Genomic DNA, 15,995 nt, shown 5'->3' on the forward strand with positions numbered 1-15,995 from the left:
AAGGTTTAATTTTCATCTTTTTTCTTACGTTTTTTCTTTTTCTTTTTGTCTTTTTTGTTAGTGTTAGTGTCTTTTGCACCTTCTAATATTTGATCAACTTTTTCTTCTCCTATCATACTTTTGAGTTCTTCAAAATGTACTGCATCTAAATCATTTATCAATTCTTTTTTCTTAAAAGAAGGAATTTGCAGTTTATATATTTTAAAGAGTTCTATATAATAAGAGTTTAGTTTTTGAGTAACGATCTCTTTTTGAAAATCATCGAGATCTATGCCATCAACTACCGCTTTTATATGTTTGTTTTTTCGTTCTTCGGTTTCACGCTCAATTCGTTCTTTTTCTTTATCAGATTTTGATTGGCTGTATGTATTAGTGTTAAGACTAAATATTGCGAGACATAGCAATGTGAAAAAATATTTATTCATGATTAAATTTTTAATAACGATGTATAATTTTTATTTCTTAAATAATATCTAAAATTAATGTTGGAGGCCTTCCTATTACTGCTTTTCTATTATTAATCACTATTGGTCGCTCAATTAATTTAGGATGTTTAACCATAGCTTTGATTATTTGATCATCTGTTAGTGTTTTTCCTTTATAATCAGACTTCCAAATGGGTTCATTTTTTCTAATCAAATCAATAGGCTTTATTTGTAACACGTTAATAATTCCTTTTAAGGTGGTTTTATCAAGTTGTTGTTCAAGATATTTTATTACTTCAAAAGTCTTGCCAGAATTTTCAAGTAATTCTAACCCTTCTCTAGACTTTCTACAACGAGGATTGTGATATATTGTAATCATAAATTTAAAGTTCGTTTGAATTTTCTTCTTTCTGTCCCATCATCATCAAATAGGCTTTTAAAAAGGGTTCTAAATCGCCGTCCATTACGGCATCAACGTTGCCAGTTTCGTGACCAGAACGAACATCTTTAACTAATTTGTATGGATGCATGACATAATTACGGATTTGGCTTCCCCATTCAATTTTCATTTTTCCAGCTTCAATATCATCACGTTGTGCCATTTGTTTTTGTAATTCAATCTCATATAGTTGTGATTTTAGCATTTGCATTGCACGTGCTCTATTGTCATGCTGAGACCTAGTTTCAGAACATGAAATTTGAATCCCAGTCGGCTTATGTGTTAACTGTACTTTGGTTTCTACTTTATTTACGTTCTGTCCACCAGCACCACTTGATCTAGCAGTAGTGATTTCAATATCTGCAGGGTTGATATCTATTTCTATAGTATCATCAACTAAAGGATAGACATAAACTGAAGCAAAACTTGTATGACGCTTGGCATTACTATCAAAAGGAGAAATACGTACCAAACGATGAACACCATTCTCTCCTTTCAGCCAACCAAAGGCATAGTCGCCTTCAATCTCAAGCGTAACCGTTTTTATTCCTGCTACATCACCTTCTTGAAAATTGAGCTCTTTAACTTTGAATCCATTTTTTTCAGCATACATTAAGTACATACGCATTAGCATACTAGCCCAATCACATGATTCTGTACCACCAGCACCTGCTGTTATCTGTAAAACAGCACTTAAGCTATCACCTTCATCAGAAAGCATGTTTTTAAATTCAAGATTTTCAATGAGTAACAATGCTTTATGATACCTGCTTTCTACATCTTTAGCAGTAGCTTCTTCGGCTTTAAAAAATTCATAGATCACCTCTAAATCTTCAATGAAGGTTTTAGACGTTTTGTAATCATCAACCCAGCTTTTTTTCTCACGAATTGATTTCATTACCTGCTCAGCTTGTTTTGAATCATTCCAGAAATTTGGGTCAAAAGTTTGTTCTTCTTCGTTAGATATTTCTATTAGTTTGGCATCTATGTCAAAGATAGTGCCTTAGTTTATCAAGGCGTGTATTAAGATCTTTAATTTGATCTGAAGTAATCATAAAAAAAAGTTTTGACAAATGTATGATGAAAGTCTTATAAGTAAAAGATTTAAGTTATTTTTTTATTAGAATTTGTGTAGTTTTATAATCTAAATTTTTAACATGAAAGCAAAAATTTTCACTGTTGTTTTTTACTTGGTTCTTCTTCCATTAACTGCTCAGGTTTTAAATAAAACTAACCTTAAAACATATAAAGGGTTTTTTGATTTTCATTATGAAGACGCACAAGGTAAAATCTATCTAGAAGTAAAGGATATAAACAAGGAATTCTTATATGTAAATTCTTTAGCCACAGGTGTTGGGTCTAATGACATTGGATTAGACAGAGGCCAATTGGGGCGTGAACGCATTGTAAAATTCATAAAAAGAGGCAATAAACTCTTATTGATACAACCTAACCTAGGCTATAGAGCTATTACTAATAACGAATTAGAAAGGAAAAGTATTGAACAGGCATTTGCTAAATCGGTCTTATACGGATTCAAGATATTAGAAACAAAAGGGAATACTTATATCATTGATATTACTAGTTTTTTAATGGAAGACGCCCATGGTGTTGCAAATACATTAAAATGGAATCAAGAAGGTAGTTATAAAATTAATAAAGATAGGAGTGCTTTGGCTTTAGAGCGCACAAAGGCTTTTCCTAAAAATGTAGAGTTTGAAGCATTATTAACATTTATAGGAGAAGCAAAAGGAAAGAACATTAGAAGTGTAACACCAACGGCATCTCTAGTCACAGTTACTCAACATCATAGTTTTATTGAACTGCCTGATGATGGTTATAAAAAGCGTGTGTTTGATGTGCGCAGTGGTGCCCTTTATATGTCTTATATGGATTATGCCACGCCTATTCAAGAACCTATAACCAAACGTTATATTATTCGTCATCGTTTGGAGAAAAAAAATCCTAAAGCTTCAGTGAGTGAAGCTAAAGAGCCAATAATTTATTATTTAGATCCTGGTACTCCAGAACCAGTGCGTTCAGCCCTTTTAGATGGCGCGCGTTGGTGGAATGAAGCTTATGAAGCTATTGGTTTTAAAAATGCATTTCAAGTAGAGATGCTACCTGTAGAAGCTGATCCAATGGATTGTCGTTATAATGTTATTCAATGGGTACATCGATCTACACGTGGTTGGAGTTATGGTGGTAGTGTGATCGACCCAAGAACAGGTGAAATTATTAAGGGACATGTAAGTTTGGGAAGTTTGAGAATACGTCAGGATTTTATGATTGCTCAAGCTTTAATGAATAAGCCCTTTGCAGAACGTGATGATAATTACGAACCAATGTTAGAAATGGCTCTAGCAAGAATTCGCCAATTAAGTGCTCATGAAGTAGGTCATACTATAGGTTTCGCACATAATTTTGCAGCTAGTACAAATAACAAGGCATCGGTTATGGATTACCCTCATCCAACTGTAAATCTAGTTGATGGCCAAATTGATTTGAGTGATGCTTATGCTGTTGGAATTGGTGAATGGGACAAAACGACAGTGGCATATAGTTATTCAGAGTTTGATAAGGCTATAGATGAGAAAAAGGCTTTAAATGCTATTTTAGAAAATGCTTATGATAAAGGTTTGCGTTTCATTAGTGATGCTGATGCAAGACCAAAAGGTGGTGCGCATGCGCTTGCACATCTTTGGGATAATGGTAAAAGTCCGTCTGAAGAATTGTTGAAAGTATTAAAAATAAGAGCAAAAGCAATCTCTAATTTTTCAAAAGATAATATTCGTAAAGGCGAACCATACTCTGTGTTGGAAGACGTGTTTGTTCCATTATATTTTTTCCATCGCTATCAAACAGAAGCTGCTGTGAAAGTAATTGGCGGATTGGAATATAATTATGCCGTCAAAGGAGATCAGCAAACCATCGTCAAGCCAATAGATGCCGATAGTCAAAAAGAAGCATTGAAAGCTATCTTAAAAACCATTTCATCTGAGTCATTGGCTATCCCAAAAGAAAAATTAGAGTTGTTTCCTCCTAGAGCGTTTGGCTACAATCGAAGTCGCGAATCGTTCTCAGGAAAAGCAGGAGTTGCATTTGACCCAATGAGTGCAGCAGTTACTGCAAGTGATATGACTTTAGGTTTATTACTCCATCCAGAACGTGCTAACAGAATGATTCAACAAAAAAGTTTAGATACAAACCAATTAGGCTTTGATGAGATGTTAGACCAGTTATTAGAGAATTCATTTGGAAAACGTTATACTGATGCTTATAAAAATGAAGTTCAGCAACTAATAAATGAACGTGTATTACTGCATTTAATGAACTTAACAGTAAATAATAAATCTACATTTCAAGTTAAAGCTTATGCTAACGCAGCTATTTATGAAATCGAAAATGATTACTTAGACACTTCAAAAGTTCAAAACCCATATTCAATTCAATATGCGAATATCATTAAGGTTTATAAAACTCAACCTGAAAAATTTGAAATGAAAGAAGTGCCTAAAATTCCTGATGGCTCACCAATTGGGAGTGATTTATGTCATTATAACTCAAATTAATTTATGATTATAGATTTAAGAAGCGATACCGTTACAAAACCAACTAAAGAGATGTTAGACGCTATGTTATCAGCAAAAGTTGGCGACGACGTGTATAAAGAAGACCCTACAGTTAATGCTTTAGAGCAACGATTAGCAGAAATGTTTGGCAAAGATCAAGCTTTATTCTTTCCATCTGGAAGTATGGCAAATCAAACAGCTTTAAAATTACATACTAACCCTGGAGAACAAGTGATTTGCGATAAATATGCCCATATTTATAACTACGAAGGCGGAGGAGCTTCATTTAATAGTGGCATATCTTGTAAGCTTATAGATGGTAATAGAGGAATGTTTACTGCTGCTCAAGTTGAATCTGCTATAAATCCGCCCGATTTTTATCATAGCCCATTAACCACATTAGTTGAGGTAGAAAACACAACCAATAAAGGAGGAGGTGCATGTTGGGATTTTGAAGAGTTAAAACGAATCAAGTCTGTTTGCAATTTACATCACTTAGGATACCATTTAGATGGTGCAAGGTTGTGGAATGCACTAGTGTGTAAAAACGAAACTGCTAAAGATTACGGACAATTATTCGATACTATTTCTGTATGCCTAAGTAAGGGGCTAGGATGCCCAATAGGTTCTGTTCTAATTGGAGATAAAAAGCTTATGGATGGTGCAATTAGAGTTCGTAAAATATTGGGTGGCGGAATGCGTCAAGTAGGTTACCTTGCTGCTGCTGGTATGTACGCTTTAGATCATCATTTCGATAGATTGGCTGAAGATCATATAAAAGCTAAAGCTATTGGTAAAGTTTTAGAAGAAATGTCTATTATCAAGAAAGTAGAACCTATTGAAACCAATATTGTCATTTTTGAATTAGAACCTCATGTAGAAGAAAGTGAGTTTCTAAAGCAACTATGTGATAACAACATTCATATTATCGGGATGGGAAGCAACAAGTTACGTATCGTAACACACCTAGATTATACAGATGACATGCATGATCGACTCCTAGAAATTCTAAATGCTTTTTAAGATTATTTACTTAAACATGTCGATGCCAGGTATATTTGGCATACCTTCTTTGGCCACTGCTGCTACTTCGGTTTCATGAACAATAGTAGCACGTTCTATAGCTTTGTTAAGTGTAATAATGAGATAGTCTTCTAGCATTTCTTTATCTTGAAGTAAATTGTCATCTATAGCTATTGACTTTATGGTTCTATTAGCGGTTATAGTTACTTTAAGCTTATTGTCATTGCTGTTTTCGTCAATTAAGACACTATGCAAGCGTTGCTTTGTTTCTTCAACTTTCTTTTGGGTCTCTTTGAGTTTACCCATCATTCCCATCATGTCTCCAAACATATTGTTAAGTATTAATGTTATCAGTTGCAAAATTACTAAATTGCCAGACTTTTAAAAAGAAAAATGAAGACGACTATTGATGTTCCTAAAGCAAGACAAATACCTAAAGCTTTAGAAATCCATTCCGATATAAGAATCGACAATTATTTTTGGTTGAATCAACGTGATGATCAAAATGTATTAGACTACCTAAATGCTGAAAACGATTATTACGAACAGGAAATGGCTCATACCAAAAACTTTGAAGAATCACTTTTCGAAGAAATGAAAGCTAGAATAAAAGAAGATGATACTTCTGTCCCTTACAAATATAATGGCTACTGGTATATTGTTCGTTATGAAAAGGGCAAAGATTATCCAATATATACACGTAAAAAAGAAACGCTAGAAGCTAAAGAGGAGTTGTTGTTTGATTGTAATTCAATGGCTAAAGACCATGATTATTTTAGATTGGTAGGTTTGAGTGTGAGTCCAGATAATACAATGATAGCATTTGGTTTAGATACAGTTGGTAGACGACAATATAAATTACAGATAAAGAGTTTAATTACGGATGAAATTTTTTCTGATGTTATTGAAAACACTACAGGTTCATCTACTTGGGCTAATGATAATTGTACGTTGTTTTATACAAAAAAAGATCAGCAAACCCTACGTTCTAATAAAATCTACAAACATAAAATTGGAGATTCTGAAACAGAAGATATTTGCATTTTTGAAGAAGAAGATGAGACTTTTGGTGTTGCTGTGTACAAGACCAAATCTAAAAAATATATTGTAATAGCATGTTTTAGTACGCTAACTAATGAATATCATACATTAGATGCCAATACGCCTGATAATGATTTTAAAGTGTTTCAAAAACGTGTTCGCGGTTTAGAGTATAGTATATCTCATTACAACAATTGGTTTTATGTATTGACCAATCATCAGAGTGCAATAAATTTTAAACTTATGAAAACTCATGAGTCTAAAACTAATATTTCGCATTGGGAAGATGTTATAGCGCATAGAGATGAAGTTTTAATAGAAGACATAGATGTTTTTAAAGATTACCTAGTGATTAGCGAGCGTGCTAATGGGTTGAATCAAATTCGTATTAAGCGTTGGGACAATACAGACGATTTTTACTTGCCTTTTGATAATGAGACCTATACAGCAGATACGGTAACCAATGTTGATTTTGATACTGAAATATTACGTTATGCTTACAATTCTTTAGTGAACCCTTCGTCTGTGATAGATTTCAACATGCGAACTAAAACTAAAGAGATAAAGAAAGAACAAGCAGTTTTAGATCCAAATTTTGATAAGAATAACTATACTTCAGAACGTATTTGGGCTACTGCTAGAGATGGAACAAAGATTCCTATGTCTTTGGTAAGGCATAAAGATACACCTCTTAATGGTAAAGCCCCATTATTGCAGTATGCTTATGGGAGTTACGGTTCTACAATAGATCCTTATTTTTCAACTATACGGTTAAGCTTACTAAATAGAGGTTTTATTTATGCCATTGCTCACGTAAGAGGAGGTGAATATTTAGGTAGACAATGGTATGAAGATGGTAAACTTCTCAATAAAAAAAATACATTTTCAGATTTCATTGATTGTTCTAAGTTTTTAATTGAAAACAATTACACCTCAAGCGATCACCTATACGCTATGGGAGGAAGTGCAGGAGGTTTGCTGATGGGAGTAGTTGTTAATGATGCTCCAGAACTATATAATGGTGTTATTGCAGCTGTGCCTTTTGTAGATGTAGTTACTACAATGTTAGATGATAGCATACCTCTTACTACTGGTGAATATGATGAATGGGGAAACCCAAATAACAAAGTGTATTACAACTATATGAAATCGTATTCTCCTTATGATAATATTGAAAAACAAAAATATCCAAATATGCTTGTAACTACTGGTTTACATGATTCTCAGGTGCAATATTGGGAGCCAGCAAAGTGGGTTGCCAAGCTAAGAACTTATAAACAAGATGCTAACAAATTATTCCTTGTTACCAACATGAAAGCTGGACATGGCGGAGCTTCTGGTAGATTTGAAGCCCTTAAAGAAGACGCGCAAGAATTTGCCTTTTTATTAGACTTAGAAGGAATTACTAGCTAGTTTAAAAAAAAATACTAATTTTGCAAGGTTTTATGTTTCATTCTGAAAATTTGTTTGAAACTGATAAATAGCGTTTATGAGACAAGACAAACACGTATTTGATAATGTTTTACAATTAATAGGTAAAACCCCTCTTATCAAATTAAATAGAATAACTGCTGGTTTTGAAGGTGATTTTTTTGCAAAAGTAGAAGCTTTTAACCCAGGTCACTCTTCTAAAGATAGAATTGCACTTCATATCATTGAAGAAGCTGAACGACAAGGTATTTTGACTCCAGGTGATACTATTATTGAAACTACATCTGGGAATACTGGTTTTAGTATAGCTATGGTTAGTATTATAAAAGGATATCAATGTATCTTGGCTGTTAGTTCTAAATCTTCTGCAGATAAAATAGATATGCTTAAATCTATGGGTGCACAAGTTTACGTGTGTCCTGCTAACGTTAGTGCAGATGACCCTCGTTCATACTATCAAGTCGCTAAGCGTTTACATGATGAAATAAAGGGTTCTATTTATATTAATCAATATTTCAATCAATTGAATATTGATGCACACTACCATACAACTGGTCCTGAAATTTGGAGTCAAACCGAAGGGCAGATAACACACTTAATTGCATGTAGTGGTACAGGTGGAACAATTTCTGGGATATCTAAGTATTTGAAAGAACAAAATCCTAATATAAGGGTTATTGGTGTTGATGCTTACGGATCTGTGCTAAAGAAATACCATGAAACACGAGAATTTGATGATAAAGAAATCTATCCATACCGAATAGAAGGTTTAGGTAAAAACTTAATTCCTACTGCTACAGATTTTGACTTAATAGACAAATTTATTAAGGTCACTGATGAAGAGAGTGCTCATACAGCTAGAGAAATATCAAAAACTGAAGGTTTATTCGTAGGTTATACCAGTGGTGCGGCTATGCAAGCTCTTAAACAACTAAGTGAAGATGGTGAGTTTAAAATAGGAGACAAGGTAGTTGTTATCTTTCCAGACCATGGATCTAGGTACATGAGTAAAGTGTATAGTGATAAATGGATGGGAGAACAAGGATTCTTTGATAGTAAAACAGAAGTTTCTGAAAACATACAATATATAAAATAACAATTATAAATAGTAATAAAGTCCTATTGCATCTGTATGTAATAGGATTTTTTATGTTTTAAGGATTTATAAACATTGGTTTATAAAATTATTATGCCATCATAATATAATTGACTAATTTTGCCCTAACTAATTAGACTAAAATTAATAGCTTTAAATGAAGGATTTATTTGAGAAGATTTATAAAGATAAAGGACCGTTAGGAAAATGGGCTTCACAAGCCGAAGGTTATTTTGTTTTTCCTAAGTTAGAAGGTAAGATATCTAATAGGATGAAATTCCAAGGAAAAGATGTAATTACTTGGAGTATAAATGATTACTTAGGTTTAGCTAATCACCCTGAAGTCAGAAAAGTAGATGCTGAAGCTGCTGCTGAATACGGATCTGCTTATCCTATGGGAGCACGAATGATGTCTGGACATACAGATCTTCATGAAAAATTACAAGAGGAATTAGCAGATTTTGTAAATAAAGAAGCTGCTTACCTATTAAACTTTGGGTATCAAGGTATGGTATCTACAGTTGATGCACTCGTTTCAAAAGATGATATTATTGTTTACGATGTTGATGCACATGCATGTATCATAGATGGTGTACGCTTACATATGGGTAAACGTTTTACTTACAAGCATAATGATGTAGATAGTTTAGAAAAGAACTTAGAACGCGCTACAAAAATGGCTGAGCAAACTGGAGGAGGAATACTAGTGATTTCTGAAGGTGTCTTTGGAATGCGTGGAGAACAAGGTCGTTTAAAAGAAATAGTAGCTCTTAAGAAGAAATTCAATTTTAGACTTTTTGTTGACGATGCTCACGGTTTTGGAACTTTAGGAGCAACAGGAGCTGGTACTGGTGAAGAACAAGGTGTTCAAGAAGACATCGATGTGTATTTTGCTACTTTTGCCAAATCTATGGCAAGTACAGGTGCCTTTATTGCTGCTGATCAAGAAATTATAGACTACCTTAAATATAATTTGCGCTCACAAATGTTTGCAAAATCATTACAAATGCAATTGGTAGTTGGAGCAAGGAAACGCCTAGAAATGTTAAAAACAATGCCAGAATTAAAGCAAAATCTCTGGACTATTGTTAATGCCTTACAATCTGGACTCCAAGAACGAGGTTTTGATATCGGTACAACACAAAGTTGCGTAACACCAGTATACTTAAAAGGAAGTATACCAGAAGCAATGGCGTTAGTAAGAGATTTACGTGAAAACTATGGCATTTTCTGTTCTATAGTAGTATATCCTGTAATCCCTAAAGGATTGATTTTATTAAGAATGATACCTACAGCAACACACACTTTAGAAGATGTAAACGAAACTTTAGACGCATTTGATGCTATTAGAGATCGTTTACAGAACGGGACTTACAAGCGTTTATCAGCTGCATTGATAGCTGCTATGGGAGAGTAACTTCATGATAATTAGTATATAAAGAAACCGATGCATTGCCATCGGTTTTTTTGTAAGCTATTTGTAAACTTCACTACTAAATTATAAAAAGAAATATGAGAGCTACTTTGATTATTTTTATTGTAATCCCTTTGTTATTAGCGTTTCAACCAGTAAAGGAAACCAAAAACCCAATAGTACTAGAGCTTTTTACCTCTCAAGGCTGTTCAAGTTGCCCTCCTGCTGATTATTTACTTTCTACAATTGAAAAGGAATACCCAAACGTTATTTTGTTGTCATATCATGTTGATTATTGGAATTATATTGGTTGGGAAGACCCCTTTAGTAATGCAGTTTATAGTACCAGACAAAGTGCCTATAATAAAAAATTTGCCAGTACTTCATATACACCTCAACTTGTAATTAATGGAAAAGAACATTTTGTAGGTTCAAACAAAAGTAAATTGTTTAATATACTTAATTCAAAACCGTCGACTCATACTCAAAATACTATGCTGATTACAGATATAAATGAAGTGAATAATTATGTTAGGTTTAATTATAAGATCCAGGGAAATATAGAAAACAAAATATTGCATACCTTATTGGTGATTGATGAAAGAATCACAGATATTTCAAGAGGGGAAAATAGAAATAAAAGACTTAAAAACTCTAATATTGTCATTCAAGAAACATATATTTCTATACAAGATGCATCAGGAGCGAGTCAAATTGAAATACCAAAAATTACAAATAAAACAGATAAATTGAAATTTATTTTATTATTAGAAAACGATGATTTAGAAATAGTTAACGGTATTAAGGTGAAGTTATAATTCGTTTATAAAAGCAATAGAGTGGCAAGCCACTATTGCTGCCGTTTCTGTTCTTAGTCTATTATTCCCCAAACTCACAGGAGTAAAATTATGTTGTAATGCGAGCGTAATTTCATTAGTGCTAAAATCACCTTCTGGACCAATCAATATAGTCGTACTTTGTTTAGGGCTCAACTGTGATTTAAGCGATACTTTTTTTGTGTCTTCACAATGTGCAATATATAATTTGCCTTTATGCGATTGCTGTAAGAATGTTTTAAAATTAATGGCTTTGTGTAATACTGGTAAGTAACAATTCAGTGATTGCTTCATAGCAGATAGTAAAATTTTTTTGAAACGATCTTCTTTAATAACGCGACGTTCACTATTATCGCAAAAAATTGGAGTGATACTATCTATTCCTATTTCTGTAGCTTTTTCAAGAAACCATTCAAAACGATCGTTCATTTTTGTTGGTGCAACAGCTAGATGCAATTGGTAATCTCGTTTAGGTTGGATCTTAACAGATTTGATTTCTGCTATGCAATTTTTTTGATCAGCAATAGTAATTTCAGCAGAAAACAAAACACCATTTCCATTGGTTATAGACAAAGTATCTCCAGAAGTTTTTCGTAACACCTTTATGATGTGTCTACTTTCTTCTTTTGAGAATTGAATCTGGTGTTGATCTTCTGTTAGCTCAGAATTATAAAATAATTGCATTACTTAATAGGTTCAGAAACTTTTAGCACTTTAATTTCTTCAATATACTTAGTAGCTTCTGTTTTTAGGATGACATAGTACCATTTCTGCTCTGGGATATCTACTGTAAAAATGGAATTGATATCATGCTCATCATTTAGCACTTGAGCTTCAAAATCTGGGTGTAAATCTCCACTAGTCACCCAGCCAAGGTCACCACCACGTTTTGCATTATCATCCATAGAGTAGTGTTTTGCTAGATCATTGAATCTAAAACCATCATTATACTTTGTTATAATGCTTTTTCTGAGCGAATTGATGTCTTCAACTGATTTTTTATTTCCATCTAAAAAAATATAACTAACTCTTTGGTATGGAATATTGTTTTTTTCGATCACTTTGTAATAGGTTTTTTCACTATCTGTTTTATATACTTTTTTTGATCCATTGCCTAATCTAAAAAGCTCTTGAGCCAAGCGTGTATTATGTTTCTTTTTGTTGAATACTATCACTTTGCCATTAATAGATTTATTGTTTTCGATATAGGTTTTTGCATCTGTTTCAGTTTGAATTGAATCTAGCTCCTTTTCAAAATTATTTTGCGCAAATGAAATTGTAGCTGTTAATGAAAGTAATACAATAAGCGTTTTTTTAAACATGGATAAAGTATTTTGATTTATCTCCAAATTTAAACCGATTGATAAATGATAAAACACAGCGTTGATGAAGTTTTTAAGAAATGATTGTTTATAACTTAGTCTCTGCAAGAAATATGCAAACTAATTAGATATAATACCATCAGACATAATTAACTTTCGATCTGCCATGTTGGCTAATTCTTTATTATGAGTAACAATAACAAAAGTTTGTCCAAACTCGTCACGAAGTTTAAAGAATAAGTTATGAAGATTTTCTGCAGACTCACTGTCTAAATTTCCAGAAGGTTCATCAGCAAAAATAAGTTCAGGATCGTTTATCAAGGCTCTAGCTACTGCAACTCGTTGTTGTTCTCCACCAGACAGCTCATTGGGCTTATGATGATAACGTTCTTTAAGACCTAAAAAATCTAACAACTCTTTAGCTCTTTTGTCTGCATCACTTGGGTTGATACCTTTTATATATGCAGGAATACAAACATTTTCCAATGCTGTAAACTCAGGTAAGAGTTGATGAAATTGAAATATAAATCCAATATGCGCATTTCTGAACTTAGCTAATGCTTTATCATTGAGTTTAGAAACATCAACAGCATTAATTATTAAAGAGGAGTCCATTCCTAAATCAATTTTATCTAAGGTGCCTAAAATTTGAAGAAGTGTAGTTTTTCCTGCACCAGAAGCACCAACAATAGATACAATTTCTCCTTTGCCTATAGTGAGGTCAACACCTTTTAAAACATGAAGGTCACCATAATACTTGTGCACATTTTTTACTTGTATCATACATTAGAACTATAATTTAAAATTAAGACTTTATCTATTGATGTACAATTTAAGAGGTAGATTTATTTTTATTTCCAAACATGCGTTTAACATTATTATAGTCTATAAAATATTGAAGTCGTATCGAGAAAGTATTTTGAATGGGTTGATCAAATAATCTATTCAAACTGTCTGAAAACGATGCTGACGATTCTGTGTTGGCGTTGAATAGTTGATTTCTATATAAAGCAGTAAGAAAACTACCAGGAGCAAACTGCCATGAATAACTTAGATCGATATTCCAAGTGCTAAAATTTATATTAGGATCATCACCTATATTGTCTCTTGTAAAACCAGAATCTGTGGTTAATCTACCATTATCTAAAAGAGTAAACATTTCATAATCATAATCAACAGTATCCCAATAATGTCTGAATGTTAAGGCAAGAACATTAAAAGGATCAAAAGTATAATTTGCAGAGATGCTATTAGTAACAATTTGTCGATTTCGTTCACCAAAAATGGGTTGATCATCAACTTCATCGGCATAACCTCTACTACCATTTCTGTGTATGAAATTGAGGCGATATACCATTAAGAAGTTGTCATTAAATCGTACTCTAGGGCTTACTTCAAAATCATAATTAAACAAGTCCCTTCCATCTTCAAACAGGGTTCCAATATTTGCTCTTAAATCTAAAGCAAAGATACGGTTGTAGTTAGAAGAAAACCAGCCACCTGTACTTACAAAATCTTCAAAAATGAAGAAGCGACCATCACGGGATTCAAAATAATCGTATTGTTTTCCAGGTTCAATATTTAATCTAAATCCATAAGAATCAAGCTTTATTGAGGTTGCTCTGTAACCTCCGCCAAAATTCATTCCTGTAAAAACACCAGGACTGGCTAACATTCTGTAATTAATAAATCCGTTGATACGATAATTATTTAGCTTGCCCTGAGGTTCAAATATTTGATATGATACATCTGCTCCAAAATTGTTAAAGTTATTTCTAAACTGTAAGCCTAAATCATTAATCTCATATCTAGTATCTGCAAATCTGTGGTCAATACTATAACGAAAATTACCAGCAACCTTGCCTGCAAAAAGAAAACTACTAAAACCGGTCTCAGTTCCACTATCTTGATAATTTACACTACTCATTTTTGCTTCAGCGAGTAATCTATAAGTATTCTTTTTATTAGTCATGTCAGAGACTAAAGCAGTAACATTAGCATCTCTAAAGTTGCCTTCTCTCAAGACGTTTGTATTTATTAGACTCAAAGAGGAGTTCCCATTATATTGTTTATCAACAACAAGTATATTGTAATTTGTAAATGGTTCTGCTATGACTTCTCTTGTGTTGCCAGTTATTGAGTCTGTAACTCTAGCGTTTGTCTTTTCGGTAATGGCATTAAAAATACCAATCCCTAAACCATTTTTTGTTCTTCCAGAGACTTTTAATGCATTTAGAACTTTTACTTCATCTGGTACTACAGCTTCTTCATTTTCATTTAAGTTCAAATTTCCACTAGGTGCATTTCCAATTCGACGAGAAAAGAATAGACCGCCTTTTGAGAAGAGGTCAACACCTTCAGTGAAGAATTGACGCTGTTCAGAGAATGTTTGCTCAAATGGACCTAAATTAAGTACCACATTATCAAAGCCAGCTTGACTAAAATCTGGTACTAGAGTTGCATCTAATGTGAAATTTTCAGTAATTCCATATTTCACATCCATCCCAAATGTAAGATCGGTTTCTGTGTCACCATCAAATGAATTAACAATGCCAGTGGCAAATGGATAAAGGATCAATCGCGTAGGAGGTTTTATGCCATTTAATCCTTTTAATTCGCCATGGTATAAACCAATATTTCCTTTAGTGATATCAATTGGATTCCACGCATATTGAGATCTAAAACGTCTGAAATGCCTAAAAAACTGCAAACCCCAAGTCGGGTTTTCTTGATTTTCAAAACGTAAAGTCCTGTATGGTATTTTCATTTCTAATGACCATCCGTCATCATGAATTTTTACTGCGCTATCCCAAACAGCATTCCAGCTAAAGTCTTCTCCTATACTAGGTGAAGCTATCGCATCTGCTTGAACTCCAGAGCTAAACACGAAGAAATTGGTGTCATTCTGTGCATCATTATTTGGGTTTAAAACTAGAGAGAAAAAATCTGTCTGTCCAAAATTATCTCTGCTTGTGAGTTGCTTCATGATCTCATTTGGATCATCGTAGAGATAAGCAGCCACATATATAGCATTGTCATCATAGGTCATTTTAACTTCTGTACGTTGAGCTTCAGGAGCTACAACTCCCATTTCTGGTTGATACTGGATAAAATTGGTAGCAATATTGGCATTTTGCCAAACAGCGTCATCTAGGATGCCATCAATTTTTGGAGGCGTTGTAGTTCTTTCAATTTGTAACTGTTTTTTCCCCTGAGAAACACCATAAAAACTGAATAATAAGCATAAAGAGAGCAGTAATCGAAAATTCATCAAAAAAGCTATAGATAGTTAGTGGCTAATTGTTTGTATTACTAAAAAATAGTCTGTTAAATTAGTCGTACAAATCTACCTATGCTATCTGCTGGATTTTCATAACATAACGTTAAAAACAACTT

Annotated in this window: 14 protein-coding genes; 6 read left to right on the forward strand and 8 right to left on the reverse strand. The window is 33.2% G+C overall.

Features of this window, described 5'->3' with window-relative positions:
- Positions 1–5: 5 nt before the first annotated feature.
- The 3 genes from Q0876_RS11520 to prfB all read right to left on the reverse strand — a co-directional run bounded on the left by Q0876_RS11520 (position 6) and on the right by prfB (position 1,919).
- Positions 6–425, reverse strand: a complete 420-nt coding sequence (locus Q0876_RS11520; RefSeq protein WP_299228002.1) for a hypothetical protein — start codon at positions 423–425, stop codon at positions 6–8.
- A gap of 37 nt (positions 426–462) precedes the next feature.
- The gene (arsC, locus tag Q0876_RS11525; protein WP_299228004.1) at positions 463–804 is read right to left on the reverse strand and encodes an arsenate reductase (glutaredoxin); all 342 of its coding nucleotides are present in this window, start codon (positions 802–804) and stop codon (positions 463–465) included.
- A 4-nt stretch (positions 805–808) separates the two neighbouring features.
- A protein-coding gene (gene prfB, locus Q0876_RS11530; protein ID WP_299228005.1) for a peptide chain release factor 2 occupies positions 809–1,919 on the reverse strand; the annotation gives its coding sequence in 2 pieces (ribosomal slippage) (positions 809–1,855 and positions 1,857–1,919; 1,110 coding nt in all).
- A 102-nt stretch (positions 1,920–2,021) separates the two neighbouring features.
- Here prfB and Q0876_RS11535 point away from each other — a divergent pair.
- Together Q0876_RS11535 and Q0876_RS11540 are read left to right on the forward strand one after the other, a co-directional pair.
- Positions 2,022–4,436: a zinc-dependent metalloprotease gene (locus Q0876_RS11535; RefSeq protein ID WP_299228007.1), complete on the forward strand. Its 2,415-nt coding sequence runs from the start codon at positions 2,022–2,024 to the stop codon at positions 4,434–4,436.
- A 3-nt stretch (positions 4,437–4,439) separates the two neighbouring features.
- Positions 4,440–5,459 (forward strand): low specificity L-threonine aldolase, encoded by a 1,020-nt coding sequence (locus Q0876_RS11540; protein ID WP_299228009.1) that lies wholly within the window; start codon positions 4,440–4,442, stop codon positions 5,457–5,459.
- 6 nt (positions 5,460–5,465) lie between these two features.
- On the opposite strand, the gene Q0876_RS11545 is transcribed toward Q0876_RS11540, so the two are convergent.
- Positions 5,466–5,789 carry a YbaB/EbfC family nucleoid-associated protein gene (locus tag Q0876_RS11545; protein ID WP_299228011.1) on the reverse strand — a complete coding sequence of 108 codons (324 nt, stop codon included), beginning with the start codon at positions 5,787–5,789 and terminating at the stop codon, positions 5,466–5,468.
- Positions 5,790–5,852: 63 nt separating this feature from the next.
- Between Q0876_RS11545 and Q0876_RS11550 the strand changes: the two genes are divergently transcribed.
- The 4 genes from Q0876_RS11550 to Q0876_RS11565 all read left to right on the forward strand — a co-directional run bounded on the left by Q0876_RS11550 (position 5,853) and on the right by Q0876_RS11565 (position 11,259).
- Complete coding sequence (locus Q0876_RS11550) at positions 5,853–7,913, forward strand: S9 family peptidase (protein WP_299228013.1); 2,061 nt, start codon at positions 5,853–5,855, stop codon at positions 7,911–7,913.
- Positions 7,914–7,989: 76 nt separating this feature from the next.
- Positions 7,990–9,027 (forward strand): PLP-dependent cysteine synthase family protein, encoded by a 1,038-nt coding sequence (locus Q0876_RS11555; RefSeq protein WP_299228014.1) that lies wholly within the window; start codon positions 7,990–7,992, stop codon positions 9,025–9,027.
- A gap of 157 nt (positions 9,028–9,184) precedes the next feature.
- Positions 9,185–10,444, forward strand: a complete 1,260-nt coding sequence (locus Q0876_RS11560) for an aminotransferase class I/II-fold pyridoxal phosphate-dependent enzyme (protein WP_299228016.1) — start codon at positions 9,185–9,187, stop codon at positions 10,442–10,444.
- Between the two features lie 95 nt (positions 10,445–10,539).
- On the forward strand, positions 10,540–11,259 hold the full coding sequence (locus tag Q0876_RS11565) for a thioredoxin family protein (RefSeq protein ID WP_299228017.1): 720 nt from the start codon (positions 10,540–10,542) through the stop codon (positions 11,257–11,259).
- Here Q0876_RS11565 and Q0876_RS11570 read toward each other — a convergent pair.
- The 4 genes from Q0876_RS11570 to Q0876_RS11585 all read right to left on the reverse strand — a co-directional run bounded on the left by Q0876_RS11570 (position 11,254) and on the right by Q0876_RS11585 (position 15,870).
- Complete coding sequence (locus Q0876_RS11570; protein WP_299228018.1) at positions 11,254–11,961, reverse strand: 16S rRNA (uracil(1498)-N(3))-methyltransferase; 708 nt, start codon at positions 11,959–11,961, stop codon at positions 11,254–11,256. The genes Q0876_RS11565 and Q0876_RS11570 overlap by 6 nt on opposite strands.
- The gene (locus Q0876_RS11575) at positions 11,961–12,599 is read right to left on the reverse strand and encodes a peptidylprolyl isomerase (protein WP_299228019.1); all 639 of its coding nucleotides are present in this window, start codon (positions 12,597–12,599) and stop codon (positions 11,961–11,963) included. The genes Q0876_RS11570 and Q0876_RS11575 overlap by 1 nt, the downstream gene beginning before the upstream one ends.
- A 120-nt stretch (positions 12,600–12,719) precedes the next feature.
- Positions 12,720–13,382, reverse strand: a complete 663-nt coding sequence (locus Q0876_RS11580; RefSeq protein WP_299228021.1) for an ABC transporter ATP-binding protein — start codon at positions 13,380–13,382, stop codon at positions 12,720–12,722.
- Between the two features lie 49 nt (positions 13,383–13,431).
- Positions 13,432–15,870, reverse strand: coding sequence for a DUF5916 domain-containing protein (locus Q0876_RS11585; RefSeq protein WP_299228023.1), 2,439 nt, complete (start codon positions 15,868–15,870; stop codon positions 13,432–13,434).
- Positions 15,871–15,995: the final 125 nt, after the last annotated feature.

The sequence above is a fragment of the uncultured Psychroserpens sp. genome, assembly GCF_947503375.1.
Taxonomy (GTDB): Bacteria; Bacteroidota; Bacteroidia; order Flavobacteriales; family Flavobacteriaceae; genus Psychroserpens.

Coding starts and splice junctions, on each gene's coding strand:
- Q0876_RS11585 (WP_299228023.1), bottom strand. CDS start 15,870: ATGAATTTTCGATTACTGCTCTCTTTATGCTTATTATTCAGTTTTTAT.
- Q0876_RS11555 (WP_299228014.1), top strand. CDS start 7,990: ATGAGACAAGACAAACACGTATTTGATAATGTTTTACAATTAATAGGT.
- Q0876_RS11545 (WP_299228011.1), bottom strand. CDS start 5,789: ATGTTTGGAGACATGATGGGAATGATGGGTAAACTCAAAGAGACCCAA.
- Q0876_RS11570 (WP_299228018.1), bottom strand. CDS start 11,961: ATGCAATTATTTTATAATTCTGAGCTAACAGAAGATCAACACCAGATT.
- Q0876_RS11535 (WP_299228007.1), top strand. CDS start 2,022: ATGAAAGCAAAAATTTTCACTGTTGTTTTTTACTTGGTTCTTCTTCCA.
- arsC (WP_299228004.1), bottom strand. CDS start 804: ATGATTACAATATATCACAATCCTCGTTGTAGAAAGTCTAGAGAAGGG.
- Q0876_RS11560 (WP_299228016.1), top strand. CDS start 9,185: ATGAAGGATTTATTTGAGAAGATTTATAAAGATAAAGGACCGTTAGGA.
- Q0876_RS11520 (WP_299228002.1), bottom strand. CDS start 425: ATGAATAAATATTTTTTCACATTGCTATGTCTCGCAATATTTAGTCTT.
- Q0876_RS11575 (WP_299228019.1), bottom strand. CDS start 12,599: ATGTTTAAAAAAACGCTTATTGTATTACTTTCATTAACAGCTACAATT.
- Q0876_RS11565 (WP_299228017.1), top strand. CDS start 10,540: ATGAGAGCTACTTTGATTATTTTTATTGTAATCCCTTTGTTATTAGCG.
- Q0876_RS11580 (WP_299228021.1), bottom strand. CDS start 13,382: ATGATACAAGTAAAAAATGTGCACAAGTATTATGGTGACCTTCATGTT.
- Q0876_RS11550 (WP_299228013.1), top strand. CDS start 5,853: ATGAAGACGACTATTGATGTTCCTAAAGCAAGACAAATACCTAAAGCT.
- Q0876_RS11540 (WP_299228009.1), top strand. CDS start 4,440: ATGATTATAGATTTAAGAAGCGATACCGTTACAAAACCAACTAAAGAG.